This is a genomic window from Paractinoplanes rishiriensis, from assembly GCF_016862375.1.
Lineage (GTDB): Bacteria > Actinomycetota > Actinomycetes > Mycobacteriales > Micromonosporaceae > Actinoplanes > Actinoplanes rishiriensis.
Genome location: NZ_BOMV01000080.1, coordinates 72741 through 83927, shown reverse-complemented (window position 1 = coordinate 83927; position 11187 = coordinate 72741). Strand labels below are relative to the sequence as shown.

15 protein-coding genes and 1 riboswitch are annotated in these 11187 nt (G+C 71.9%); of the genes, 4 read left to right on the top strand and 11 right to left on the bottom strand.

The features are described from left to right. The first annotated feature begins 120 nt into the window (after positions 1–120). Together Ari01nite_RS38015 and Ari01nite_RS38010 are read left to right on the top strand one after the other, a co-directional pair. Entirely contained in the window at positions 121–603 is a 483-nt protein-coding gene (locus Ari01nite_RS38015; RefSeq protein WP_203787638.1) for a SigE family RNA polymerase sigma factor, read from the top strand. Between the two features lie 2 nt (positions 604–605). After that, positions 606–1496 carry a hypothetical protein gene (locus tag Ari01nite_RS38010; protein ID WP_203787635.1) on the top strand — a complete coding sequence of 297 codons (891 nt, stop codon included), beginning with the start codon at positions 606–608 and terminating at the stop codon, positions 1494–1496. Here Ari01nite_RS38010 and Ari01nite_RS38005 read toward each other — a convergent pair. Genes Ari01nite_RS38005 through Ari01nite_RS37990 form a run of 4 tightly spaced genes read right to left on the bottom strand, consistent with a single transcriptional unit; the run spans position 1474 to position 5270 of the window. Continuing rightward, positions 1474–2424, bottom strand: coding sequence for a methylenetetrahydrofolate reductase (locus Ari01nite_RS38005; RefSeq protein WP_203787632.1), 951 nt, complete (start codon positions 2422–2424; stop codon positions 1474–1476). The genes Ari01nite_RS38010 and Ari01nite_RS38005 overlap by 23 nt on opposite strands. A gap of 17 nt (positions 2425–2441) precedes the next feature. Then, on the bottom strand, positions 2442–3245 hold the full coding sequence (locus tag Ari01nite_RS38000; protein ID WP_239163362.1) for an energy-coupling factor transporter transmembrane component T family protein: 804 nt from the start codon (positions 3243–3245) through the stop codon (positions 2442–2444). Then, on the bottom strand, positions 3242–4672 hold the full coding sequence (locus tag Ari01nite_RS37995; RefSeq protein WP_203787630.1) for an ABC transporter ATP-binding protein: 1431 nt from the start codon (positions 4670–4672) through the stop codon (positions 3242–3244). The genes Ari01nite_RS38000 and Ari01nite_RS37995 overlap by 4 nt, the downstream gene beginning before the upstream one ends. A gap of 19 nt (positions 4673–4691) precedes the next feature. Beyond that, positions 4692–5270, bottom strand: a complete 579-nt coding sequence (locus Ari01nite_RS37990; protein WP_203787627.1) for an ECF transporter S component — start codon at positions 5268–5270, stop codon at positions 4692–4694. A gap of 51 nt (positions 5271–5321) precedes the next feature. Continuing rightward, positions 5322–5428: riboswitch (TPP riboswitch) on the bottom strand. A gap of 46 nt (positions 5429–5474) precedes the next feature. Between Ari01nite_RS37990 and Ari01nite_RS37985 the strand changes: the two genes are divergently transcribed. Further along, positions 5475–6296, top strand: a complete 822-nt coding sequence (locus Ari01nite_RS37985; protein WP_203787625.1) for an alpha/beta fold hydrolase — start codon at positions 5475–5477, stop codon at positions 6294–6296. A 31-nt stretch (positions 6297–6327) separates the two neighbouring features. Continuing rightward, positions 6328–6906 carry a DUF6328 family protein gene (locus Ari01nite_RS37980; RefSeq protein WP_203787623.1) on the top strand — a complete coding sequence of 193 codons (579 nt, stop codon included), beginning with the start codon at positions 6328–6330 and terminating at the stop codon, positions 6904–6906. Here Ari01nite_RS37980 and Ari01nite_RS37975 read toward each other — a convergent pair. From Ari01nite_RS37975 to Ari01nite_RS37945, 7 genes are read right to left on the bottom strand one after another with little or no spacing between them, the layout of a single operon-like run. Continuing rightward, positions 6866–7480: a hypothetical protein gene (locus Ari01nite_RS37975; RefSeq protein WP_203787620.1), complete on the bottom strand. Its 615-nt coding sequence runs from the start codon at positions 7478–7480 to the stop codon at positions 6866–6868. The genes Ari01nite_RS37980 and Ari01nite_RS37975 overlap by 41 nt on opposite strands. Positions 7481–7507: 27 nt before the next feature. After that, a complete protein-coding gene (locus Ari01nite_RS37970) occupies positions 7508–7912 on the bottom strand; it encodes a Fur family transcriptional regulator (RefSeq protein WP_203787617.1) in 405 nt (134 codons plus the stop codon). Further along, the gene (locus Ari01nite_RS37965) at positions 7909–8211 is read right to left on the bottom strand and encodes an ArsR/SmtB family transcription factor (protein WP_203787614.1); all 303 of its coding nucleotides are present in this window, start codon (positions 8209–8211) and stop codon (positions 7909–7911) included. Before Ari01nite_RS37965 ends, Ari01nite_RS37970 begins: the two co-directional genes overlap by 4 nt. 30 nt (positions 8212–8241) lie before the next feature. Further along, positions 8242–9108 (bottom strand): metal ABC transporter permease, encoded by an 867-nt coding sequence (locus tag Ari01nite_RS37960; RefSeq protein ID WP_203787883.1) that lies wholly within the window; start codon positions 9106–9108, stop codon positions 8242–8244. Positions 9109–9156: 48 nt separating this feature from the next. Further along, positions 9157–9924 (bottom strand): metal ABC transporter ATP-binding protein, encoded by a 768-nt coding sequence (locus tag Ari01nite_RS37955; RefSeq protein ID WP_203787611.1) that lies wholly within the window; start codon positions 9922–9924, stop codon positions 9157–9159. Further along, positions 9921–10868 (bottom strand): metal ABC transporter substrate-binding protein, encoded by a 948-nt coding sequence (locus Ari01nite_RS37950; RefSeq protein WP_203787609.1) that lies wholly within the window; start codon positions 10866–10868, stop codon positions 9921–9923. Before Ari01nite_RS37950 ends, Ari01nite_RS37955 begins: the two co-directional genes overlap by 4 nt. Positions 10869–10916: 48 nt before the next feature. After that, positions 10917–11171 carry a DUF6703 family protein gene (locus Ari01nite_RS37945; protein ID WP_203787606.1) on the bottom strand — a complete coding sequence of 85 codons (255 nt, stop codon included), beginning with the start codon at positions 11169–11171 and terminating at the stop codon, positions 10917–10919. Positions 11172–11187: the final 16 nt, after the last annotated feature.

Below are 11187 nucleotides of genomic sequence, written 5' to 3'. Positions count from 1 at the left end.
GAGGAGGCGTTGGCGGTGGCGGCCGAGTTGTTCGGCTCACCGACGAGGATCTGATACTCCTCGACCCGGAAAGTTGTGCGGCCGCTGAACCTTTCGCCCGGTCCGCTGGGTTAACCAGGCGTGGCGGAACTGGAAGCGGAGTTCGCGGCGTACTTCGCTGCGCGGGTGAGCGTCGTCCGGCGGCTCGCGTACGCGCTGTGCGGCAGCTGGCATACGGCCGACGACCTGGTGCAGATCACCTTTGTGAAGCTCTATCCGCGCTGGCGGCGGGTGCGCCGGGACGCCGCGGTCGACGCGTACGTGCGCCGGATTCTGATCAACAGTTACCTGACCCACCTGCGCAAGCACCGCCATGAGCAGGTCGTGGCGGAACTGCCCGAGTCGGCCGCGCCGGTTGCCGACAGTCATGAGGACCTCGGTCACGCGCTGCGGCAACTTCCGCCGCAACAACGGGCCGTGGTCGTGCTGCGGCACCTCGAGGACCTGCCCGTCGCCGAGGTCGCCGAGCTGCTCCAGGTGGCCGAGGGCACCGTGAAGAGCCAGTCCGCCCGGGGGATAGCAGCACTCCGGGCCGCCATGAGCAAGCAACCAGGGGAGGTATGACCATGCCGGACACGGACATCCGCCGGATGCTCGACGACTACATTTCGGACGAACCGCCGATGAGCTTCGGGCTCGCCGACGTGCGTGCTGCGGGCCGACGGGCCCGGCGTCGGCGCCGGGCCGCCGCGCTAAGCGGTGCGGGAGCGGTGGTCGCGATGGTCGCGGCCGGTGCGGGGATGATGGGGGTACGCCCGGACGACGGCACCCGGCCGGCGCCGCACCGCCTGGCCGGCGCGTTCTGGGCGGAGCTCGACCCGCGACCGTTCTGCACGGCCGCACTGCGGATCGCGCCGACGCAGGCGCCGACGACCGTCACCAACGAGAAGAACGGCTACCCGGTCCGGATACCGGCCGAGCCGGCCGAGCACGCGGCCGCGCGGCTCAGCTGCTACCTGGCCGGGGCGGTGCCGCCGCTGCTCCCGGGTGCGGACTACTACCGATCCGAGTCGACCCCCGCCGGCACGGTGCCGCTGGAGGCGTACCCCGCCGAGACCACGCCACCGGCGATCAGTGCGTCGGCGGTCGTCAGCGACGAGCGTGGGGTGGGTGAGATCGCCTTCGGGATGTGGGCCAGGGCCAGCACGGAGGCGGAGAACGTCGCGAACTGTGATGGCCCGCCGTGCACGGTCCGTAGGGGGCCGAACGGGGAGGCCATCATCGTGCTGGACGTCCGGCAGGACTCCGGGGTGCGGCTCGTCAACATAACCGTCTTCCGGGGTGACACGATGGCGTTCGCGTCCGCCTCGAACGCGCTGCCCGCACCGCCGGCACCGACCGGTCAGGCCGGCAGCGCCGGCGATCGCCGGCTGGGCCGCGACGACCTGGCGCTCAGCGTCGACCAGCTGATCGACCTGCTGATGGCGCCGGCGTTCACGCTGTTCCCACCGGACTGAGCGGGCGCAGCAGACTGGCCAGTTCGCCGGCCAGGCGTACCGCTGCCTCGATCTCGACCTTGCGAATCGACACGCTCTCCACGTGGAAGCCGTACGGGATTCCCAGGCGTTCGCAGAAGGCCTTGAGGTCGCGGGCGATCGCGAGGCTCTCCCGGTATGACTCGGCCAGCGGGTCGGGCGCGTGCACCAGCGTGTTGTGCAGCCAGCGCGGCACGTCCACGCCCAACCACTTGAGAAACTCCAGCGTCTTGGGCGAACTGCAGATCGACAGCGTGAAGATCACCGGGCGGGGTGCGACGCCGCGCTCGCGACAGGTGTAGAAGTAGTCGCTGAGCAGGTCCTTCGTCGCGCCGGCGTGATAGATCACCTGGGAGATGAAGAAGCCGCAGCCGCGCTCCTGCTTGGTCAGCATGCGCAGGTGCTCGTCGCCGGTACGGGCGTGCCGCTCGGGGATGACCACGGCGCCGAGCGACAGGTCGGGCCGGGTCTCGGCGCGGAGTTCCTGCGCGCGCCGCAGCGTGGTGTTGACCGGCTTGTCGCCCGACGAGGCGCCGACGAAGACGCTCAGCACCCGGCTCGGGTCGGTGGTCGCGAGCCAGGAACGCAGGTCGTCCTCGGTGTACTTGCCGATGCAGCGGTAGATGATCGCCGGGCGGTCCCAGGCGCCGAGGTGCGCGTCGTGGTACTCGACCGGGTCCAGGGTGGGCAGGTACGGGAACGGCCGCTGCTCCGGATTGCGGTCCGACTCGTCGTCGATGTCGTACAGGATCAGGCCGTCCAGATCGATCCCGGACAACCGGCCGAGGGTGATCCCGGTGATCTCCCGGACCCGCTCGGGGGTCTCGCTGAGGCGCGGCGGCAGAATCCCGAACAGCAGGATCCCGCTCCGCGCCTCGGCCAGCATCGACTGCAGGGTGGCACGCGACATCCGACCAGCCTAGGAGTTCAGCCGAGGATCGGGCGGAACAGGCCCAGCGCCACCGTGGTGGCGATCGTCACGGCGGCCAGGGCGGCGGCACCGGCCATCAGGAGCGCGTCGGCTCGGGTGAACGACTGCTTGCGGGCGTACGTGCGCGGATGTCCCGAGTCGAAGCCGCGCGCGTCCATCGCCACCGCGAGCCGGCCACCGCGGCGCATCGCGCCGACCAGCAGGGCGAACGCGGTCGCGCCGAACAGCCGCACCCTGGCCACCGGGTTGCGGCCGGCATCCACGCCGCGGGCCCGGCGGGCCAGGGTGAGCAGTTGCCACTCGGCGCCGAGCAGCGGCAGCAGGCGGAACGCGGCCAGCGCGCCGATCGCGAACCTCGGCGGTACCTTGGCGTTCTGCACCAGCGCGTCGGCCAGGTCGGTGGGGTCGGTGGTGGCAAAGACGATCACGCCGGGCAGGGCCACCGCGAAGATGCGCAGGATCAGGCCCAGGGCCGACATCAGCACGCCGGTGGTGATGTCGAACGGGCCGAGGCCGACCAGCAGCGGGCCGGTGCGCTCGGCCGCGAACAGCACCATGGTGACCAGGATGCCGGCCGCCGCGGTTAGCAGCGGCAGCGACCGGCGGCCGGCGGTCGCGTAGGAAACCCCGAACAGCGGCAGCACGGCCAGTTCGACGAGCAGCGCGAGCGCCGGGGTCAGGGGGTCGACCGTGGCGATCAGCGGCAGCGTGAACAGAAGCGCGGCGCCGAGCTTGGCCACCGGGTTGCGCCGGGCCAGGGGTGCGGCCGGGTTACCCGCCGGAGCCATGGTGAAATTCATGACGGGCGCCGCCGGGGGAGCGGGTCGGGCAGCCGGGGCGAGCCGAGCGGGAACGTGCGGTCGGCCAGCGCCTGCACGAAGTCGTCGTCGTGGGTCACCGCCACCACCGCGTGACCCTCGTCGCGCAGCGTCGCCAGCAGCGTGACCAGCTCGATCCAGGTGCGCCGGTCCTGGCCGAAGGTCGGCTCGTCGAGCACCAGCAGGCGCGGCGCGGTGGCCAGCGCGGTGGCCACGCTCAGGCGGCGGGCCTCACCCCCGGAGAGGGTGTACGGGTTGGCCTGCGCGAGCCGGGTCAGGCGCAGCCGGTCCAGCAGCGCGTCCACGGTCTCGGCGATCTCGGCGGCCGGCCGGCCCAGGCGCCGCGGCCCGACCGCCAGCTCGTCGGCGACCCGGGTGGTCACGAACTGGTGCTCGGGGTTCTGGAACACCGACCCGATCCGGCGGGTGAGGTCGGTGGCTCGCCAGCGGTGCGGCGGCTTGTCGTCGCCGAACGCGCGGATCGACCCGCCGGTGGGCGCGAGCAGGCCGCCGAGCAACAGCGCCAGCGTCGACTTGCCGGCTCCGTTCGGGCCGGTGACGGCCAGCACCTCGCCGGCGCCGACGCGCATCGACACCGGGGCCAGCCGCTGTCCGGCCGCGACCTGCTCGGCCCGGCACACCTCCTCGGTGACGGCGACCGGCGACTTCAGCGGCGGGATCGCGAAACCGGGCACCCAGACGCCGTCGGCGGCCAGCCGGTCCCCGTACGCGGCAAAGATCATCTCGGGTGCCCCGTCGGCCCGGACCCCGCCGCCCGGCTCGAGCACCACCACCCGGTCGATCAGCGGTAGTGCCTCGGCGACCCGGTGCTCCACCAGGATCAGCGTATGTTCGCCGGATCCCCGGACGATGGCGTCCCGGACCAGGTCGGCGCCGGCCGGGTCGAGGTTGGCGGTCGGCTCGTCGAGCAGCAGCAGGCCGGGCCGCAGCGCCAGCACGCCGGCCAGGGCGAGCCGCTGCGCCTCGCCGCCGGACAGGGCCGCGGTGGGCCGGGTGATCGGGTACGGGAAGCCCACCCGGTCGAGGGCGTCGCTGACCCGGGGCCAGATGCCGGCCGCCGGCACGCCCCGATTTTCCAGGCCGAACGCCACGTCGTCGCCGCTGCGGGCCATCACCAGCTGGGTCTGCGGGTCCTGGAACACGATGCCGACCCGGTCCCGGGCCGCGCGCGGGTCCAGGCCGTCGATCCGCACCGTGCCGGCCGACTCGCCCGAGTCCTCGGGGAGCAGGCCGGCCAGCGCGGCGAGCAGGGTGCTCTTGCCGGCCCCGGACGGACCCAGCAGGAGCACCCGCTCACCGTGTTGGATCTCCAGGTCGACGTCGCGGACCGCCCAGGCGCGACGGCCCGCGTGCCGCCACCCGAAGCCGCGCAGAACGACCTTGCTCATGGGTTACCTGAATAGCCGATCACACGAGCGCGCGCGACCGGCCCGCCGGGAACCGGTCCAGAACTCCGGTCTGGGCGAGCGCGCGGACCAGGACGACGCTGCCGAAGCCGGCAATCACCAGGGCGGACAGCGCGGTGAGTCCGATGTACGGGAGACGCAGGGTGGCCCACGAGGTGTCCGGGTACCAGACGAACGCGTCGTACACCGCGGCTACCACGCCGGCCACCACCGCGGCCAGGGCGGCCACCGGCAGCCGGTAGACCTTCCAGGCGAACGCGGCGAAGACCAGTTCGGCACCGAGCGCCTCAAGCGGGCCCTGGATCACCAGCGTCCAGCCCCAGCTGGTGCCGATCGCCACCGACACCAGCGAGGCCAGCGAGAGGGTGTAGAGGGCGGCACCCGGCTTGCGCACCACCAGCGCGCCGAGCACGGCCGGCACCAGCCACATGCCGTAGAGCACGGCGCGGCCGGGCAGCGGGATGGCGTCCGCCGGGCCGTTCCAGAGCAGGCCCCAGGCCCAGAAGATGACGCCGAACGCGACCGCGATGATCGAGGCGATCACGATGTCAATCGTTCGCCAGCTTGGTTTGGTTGTCATTGATTTGCCTCCCAGTGGACGCCGGGAGGAGACGCACGCCGCTCACGACGTGGCTGGAGAAGACCGAACTTCCTGCGCTGGCATTACCCAGATCAGGTACGAGGGTCTGCGGGTTTTACCCCACACTCTCAGCGCTTTGCGCTCCCCTGTCGGATTACTGTGTTCGATGAACGTAACACCGCGGCGGCTCGGGGGACAGATCACATGACGGAGATCAAAGCGCGGGGCCTGACCTTCGACGTGTACGAGGGCGGACCGGCCGACGGCCAGCCCGTCCTGCTGCTGCACGGGTTCCCGCAGGACCACCGCGAGTTCGACCTCCTACTGCCCCGGCTGCACGTGGCCGGGCTGCGCACGTACGCCCTCAACCAGCGTGGCTGCTCACCCGGCGCGACCCCCGCCGAGGTGGCCGACTACCGGATCACCGAGCCGGTCGCCGACGCGGTGGCGGTGCTCGACGCGCTCGGCCTGGAGTCCGCGCACGTGCTCGGCCACGACTGGGGCGCGGGCGTCGGCTGGATGCTGGCCGCGCTGCACCCGGAGCGGGTGCGCACGCTCACCGCGGTCTCGGTGCCGCACCCGCGGGCGCTGCAACTGGCGATGCGGGTACGCCCGACCCAGCGCGCCCGGTTCGCCTACGTCGGTCTGTTCCGGTCGTCGGTGGCCGAGCGCTTGTTGCTGGGCGCCGGCGCGGTGCTGCTCCGCGCGCTGCTGCGGCCGATCGGCGACCGCGCCGCGCTGTACGTCGAGGCGATGCGCGAACCGGGCCGGCTGACCGGCGGCCTGAACTGGTACCGCGCCTTCGATCCGAGGGACCTCGCGCCGGTCGGCGTGATCACGGTGCCGACCACGTACGTCTGGAGCGATCGCGACGGCGGCGTGGCGCGGACCGCGGCCCTGCGCACCCGCGACTGGGTCGAGGCCGACTACCAACTGGTCGTCTTCCGCGGGATCAGCCACTGGGTCCCGGAACAGGCTCCGGAGGCCCTGGCCGACGCCGCCCTGGGGCGCATCGTCGGCGTTTGACGATCATCGAACTGGGGAAGTTCCGACCGGCATGAGCGCCGAGAAACCCCACCGCCGCCACCGCGAAACTGAGAAGCAACGCTGGGACCGGAATTTCGCCGACCTGCTTCAGGAACTCAGGGTGGCGCAGACCGGTATTCAGATCCTGTTCGCCTTCCTGCTGACGTTGCCGTTCAGCAGCGGTTTCCCGCGGGTCACCGCGTTCCAGAAGGACGTCTACATTGTCGCGTTGCTCTCGGCCGCGTTCGCGACTGCGATGATCATTGCGCCGGTCGCGTTCCACCGCGCGCTGTTCCGCCAGGGCCGCAAGCCGGAGCTGGTCCGGTACGCGCACCGGATGGCCACCGGCGGCCTCGCCCTCATCCTGGTCTCGATGGTCAGCAGCGTGCTGCTGATCACCGACTACCTGTTCAACCTCCCGTTGGCCCTCGTGCTGACCGGGGCCACCGCCATCTGGTTCATCGTGTTCTGGGCCGGCATCCCGATGTACCGGCACAACTGGATCGACGAGGACGACGAGGAGGAGGAGGACGAGGAAGCCGGCGCCGACCTGCCCCGCCAGAACCGGGTCAGCGACGACGACCGGACCCCGTCAGGCCAAGCCGTCTGAGCTCCAGCGCGGCCAGCGCGTCGACCGCCTCGGCGTCGCCGTTGCGCCAGCTCTGCGCGATGTCCGGGCCCAGCTTGGCCAGCTCGTTCAGCGGCTGGCCGGCCAGGGCCCGCAACGCCAGCAGGTCGCGGCCGGCCGGCTCGCCCCGCACCGCGGCGGCGACGCCGGCCCGCCGCATCCAGCGCACCCGCAGCGGCAGCCAGAGGACCAGCACCAGGGCCATCGGCACGGACACCGCGAGTACCGCGAGCAGCAGCGCCATCTGGTCGACGATCTCCTGCTGCTCCCGGCCGGCGTCGGCCAGCGCCCGGGCCGCCGACGCGGCGCCGTTGAACGGCTTGACCAGCTGGTCGCCGACCAGCGGAACGCCGCTAACCCGGCCGCCGACGTCGGCCAGGTTGGCCGCGATGCCGCCGCCCGCGTCCTCGAGTTTCTGCCCCGGCACGGCAAGTTTCTGCACCATGTCGTGCACCCAGAGGCCGGCCCGGATCCACAGGTAGACCCAGATCACCACGACGATGTCGGTCAGCAGCTGGCTGAGCGCGGCGGGCAGCCGTTCGGCATAGAGCTTCACGACGCTCAGGGTCGCACGTGGCGCGGGCTACCGCTTGGCGGCGCAGTCCGGGCAGGTGCCGAAGATCTCCATGGTGTGCGACACGTCGACATAGCCGTGCTGGGCCGCGACCCGGTCGGCCCACGACTCCACGGCCGGGCCCTCCACCTCGACCGCGCGCCCGCACGACCGGCACACCAGATGGTGGTGGTGGCCCTGGCTGCACCGCCGGTAGAGGTGCTCGCCGCCGGGCGGGCGCATCACGTCGATCTCGCCGGCGTCGGCCAGTCCCTGCAGGGTGCGGTAGACCGTGGTGAGGCCGACCCGTTCACCCCGCTCGCGCAGCATGGCGTGCAGATCCTGGGCGCTGTTGAAGCCCTTGGCGTCGTCGAGCACTGCGCTGACCGCACTGCGCTGTTTCGTGTTCCGCTGCGCGGTCGTCTCGGCGTTCACCCTCGTACCTCCCTGGCATGACTCACGGCGTCCGCGACGATGTGCGCGACGTGGTCGTCCACCAGGGAGTATGCGATCTCGCGGCCGCGGCGCGCACCCCGAACCACCCCGGCGCCGCGCAGCACGCGCAGGTGCTGTGACACCAGGGGCTGGGGTGCGCCCAGCTTTTCCACGAGCTCGTGCACACAGCGTTCTCCCACGCCGAGCTCGGCGACTATGGCGACACGGATCGGCGCGGACAGGGCGCGGAGCAGCTCCCCGGCCGACTCGTAGGCCTCATATCCGGACGTCGTCGTCATCGCTGCGCCCACCGTATCGCGAACATCAGCTCAGGCCTGCAACACGACATCCGGCGGCTCCACCTCCCGCGGCTGGTGCCGGGTGCGCCGCAGGGCGCGCCGGGCAGCGCCGCCGGCCGCGATGCCCATGAAGATCACCAGAGCGACGATCACGGTGGTGGCGCCGGGCGCGGTGTCGATCTCGGCGGAGACCACCACGCCGGCTCCCGCGGCGACCAGGCCGATCGCCATGGCCAGCGCCATGGTGCTGCGGAACCCGCGCGTCACCTGCTGGGCGGCGGCCACCGGCACCACCATCAAAGCCGAGACCAACAACAATCCGACCGTACGCATGGCGATCGTCACGGTCACCGCGGTGGTCACCGACATCAGCAGGTTGAGCGTGCGCACCGGCAGGCCGCTGACCTTCGCGTATTCCTCGTCGTTGCAGACCGCGAACAGCGCCGGCCGGAACACGGTCATCGCCACCAGCACCGCCACGCCCAGCACGCAGATCACCACGATGTCCTGCGGCGAGGTGGTGATCAGCGAGCCGAACAGGTACTGCATCAGGCTCGCGTTGCTGCTGTCGTCGGAGAGCCCGACGAGCACCACGCCGCCCGCGATGCCGCCGTAGAACAGCAGCGCCAGCGCCAGGTCGCCGGAGGTGCGGCCGCGCTCCCGGATCAGCTCAATGCCGATCGCGCCGACTGCCGCCACCACCACGGCGGTGAGCACGGGGGACTGGTTGAGCAGCAGGCCCACGCCGACGCCGGTGAGCGCCACGTGCCCGATCCCGTCGCCGATCAGCGACAAGCGGCGCTGCACGAGGTAGACGCCGAGGGACGGCGCGGCGAGCCCGATGACCAGCGCGCCGATCAGCGCGCGCAGCATGAAGTCGTACTGGAAAAGATCTATGAGACTTCAGTCCTTTCAAGGGTGGCGGCGGGGCGGTCGGACGGGCCATTACTCGGTGGGTGCCCATTCGCAGATGCCGGCGACGACCGGCGCGGCGTGCGGGTGCACGTGGTCGTGTCCCGGCTCGGCGTGGTGCCCGGCCGGCTCGGGCGGTTCCCCCTCGTACGCGATCCGCCCCTCGTGCACCACCACGGCCCGGTCGATCAGCGGTCGCAGCGGGCCGAGTTCGTGCGCGACCAGCAGGATCGTGCCACCGGCCGCGGCGAACCGGCCCAGCGCCTTGGCGAACGCCTCCTGGCTCGCGGCGTCGACGCCGGCCGTCGGCTCGTCGAGCACCAGCAGGTCGGGCCGGCCGGCCAGGGCCCGGGCGATGAGCGTGCGCTGCTGCTGGCCGCCGGACAGGGTGGTGACCGGGTCGCCGATCCGGTCGAGCAGGCCCACGTCGGTGAGCGCCTCGCGGATCGCCTCCCGGTCGGCGGCGCGGGACGGCCGGAAGATGCCGCGGCGGGCCAGCCGGCCGGACGCGACCACCTCGCCGACGGTGGCCGGCACGCCGCTGCCGGCGCCGAGCCGCTGCGGCACGTAACCGACCCGGGCCCAGTCGCGGAACCGGCGCTGCTCGGTGCCGAACAGCTCGATCTCGCCGCGGGCCGCCGGCACCAGGCCCAGGATGGAGCGGATCAGGGTCGACTTGCCGGACCCGTTGGCGCCCAGAATCGCCACGATCTCGCCGGCCGCGACGGCCAGCGAGACGTCATGCAGAATCGCCTGGCCGTCGTATCCGACGGCCAGGCGGCGCACTGCGACAACGGTCATGTGCTGCACCCCAGTCCCGTGGTGAGTGCGGCCAGGTTAGCCCGCATAACGGAGAAATAGTCGCTGCCGGTGCCGGTCAGCCCCTCCAGCGGGTCGAGCACCGCGGTCTGGGCGCCGACCTCGCGCGCGATGGTCTCGGCCACCTTCGGGCTGACCAGCGTCTCGAAGTAGATCGTGGTGGCGCCGTGCTCGCGGGCCTCGGCGGCCACCCGGGCCAGCCGCTGCGGCGACGGCTCGTCCTCTCCGGTGATGCCGGTGATCCCGACCTGGGTGAGCTGGTACCGGCTGGCCAGGTAGTTGAATGCGGTGTGGCTGGTCACCAGCTCGCGCCGCTGGCAGGTGGTGAGCGCCTTGGCGTACTCGGCGTTGAGCTGGTCGAGTTCGGTGTGCAGGGCGGCGGCGCGGGCGGTGAAGTCGGCGGCGTGCGCCGGGTCGGCCTGGCCGAGCCGCTCGGCCAGCCGGTCGGCGATGGTGGCGTACCGGACCGGGTCGAGCCAGACGTGCGGGTCGGTGCCGCCGTGCGCCTCCTCTTCCCCGGCGTGCGCGCCGTCCTCCTCGCCGGCGTGCTTGTCGGCCGACATCGGCAGCATCTCGACCACGGTGGCCGCGTCGAACGCGCGGTCCTTGGCCTCCTGCTCGACCGCGGCGTCCACCGCCGGCTGAAAACCATGCAGGTGTACGACGAGCTTCGCGTTGGCCACCTCGCCGACCTGGCGCGGGTTGAGCTCGACGTCGTGCGGCTCGGTGCCCGGCTTGGTGAGGTTGCTGACCGCGACCGCGTCGCCGCCGATCCGCTCGCTGAGGAACTGGAGCGGGTAGAACGCGGTCACCACGGTGAGCTTGCCGTCGTCGGCGGCGGCGTTGTTGCCGTCACCGCAGGCGGCCACGGAGGCGAGGGTGAGGAGGGCGACGGCGGCGGCTGCGGAGGCGTGACGGCGGGGCATAGCATCCACTGTCCCCGATAATGACAATGATTGTCAAAAGCGCATGGGTCACCACGCTTTCGCGACCACCGCGGCCAGCAGCAGGCCGAGCATCACGATCCGCAGCACCCGGGTCGACGGCGACTGCACCGGCCAGGTCGTCCAGGTGAGCGCGGCCAGACCGCCGGCCAGCACGAACAGCAGGGCGGCGCCGACGATCCCGGGGAGGAACACTCCAGCCAGCATCAGTGCCAGCGCCACGATGAAGGCCGTGGTCGGGTTGACCCTGGCCAACCGGCGCAGCATGTTGTCGGACGGGGTCACCGGGTGCCTCCTAGTG

What these genes read in the sequence shown, in the direction of transcription:
- Ari01nite_RS38010 (WP_203787635.1), top strand. Translation starts at nt 606, where the DNA reads ATGCCGGACACGGACATCCGCCGGATGCTCGACGACTACATTTCGGAC.
- Ari01nite_RS37955 (WP_203787611.1), bottom strand. Translation starts at nt 9,924, where the DNA reads ATGACCGTTGTCGCAGTGCGCCGCCTGGCCGTCGGATACGACGGCCAG.
- Ari01nite_RS37965 (WP_203787614.1), bottom strand. Translation starts at nt 8,211, where the DNA reads ATGACGACGACGTCCGGATATGAGGCCTACGAGTCGGCCGGGGAGCTG.
- Ari01nite_RS37985 (WP_203787625.1), top strand. Translation starts at nt 5,475, where the DNA reads ATGACGGAGATCAAAGCGCGGGGCCTGACCTTCGACGTGTACGAGGGC.
- Ari01nite_RS37980 (WP_203787623.1), top strand. Translation starts at nt 6,328, where the DNA reads ATGAGCGCCGAGAAACCCCACCGCCGCCACCGCGAAACTGAGAAGCAA.
- Ari01nite_RS37950 (WP_203787609.1), bottom strand. Translation starts at nt 10,868, where the DNA reads ATGCCCCGCCGTCACGCCTCCGCAGCCGCCGCCGTCGCCCTCCTCACC.
- Ari01nite_RS37995 (WP_203787630.1), bottom strand. Translation starts at nt 4,672, where the DNA reads ATGAGCAAGGTCGTTCTGCGCGGCTTCGGGTGGCGGCACGCGGGCCGT.
- Ari01nite_RS38000 (WP_239163362.1), bottom strand. Translation starts at nt 3,245, where the DNA reads ATGAATTTCACCATGGCTCCGGCGGGTAACCCGGCCGCACCCCTGGCC.
- Ari01nite_RS38005 (WP_203787632.1), bottom strand. Translation starts at nt 2,424, where the DNA reads ATGTCGCGTGCCACCCTGCAGTCGATGCTGGCCGAGGCGCGGAGCGGG.
- Ari01nite_RS37990 (WP_203787627.1), bottom strand. Translation starts at nt 5,270, where the DNA reads ATGACAACCAAACCAAGCTGGCGAACGATTGACATCGTGATCGCCTCG.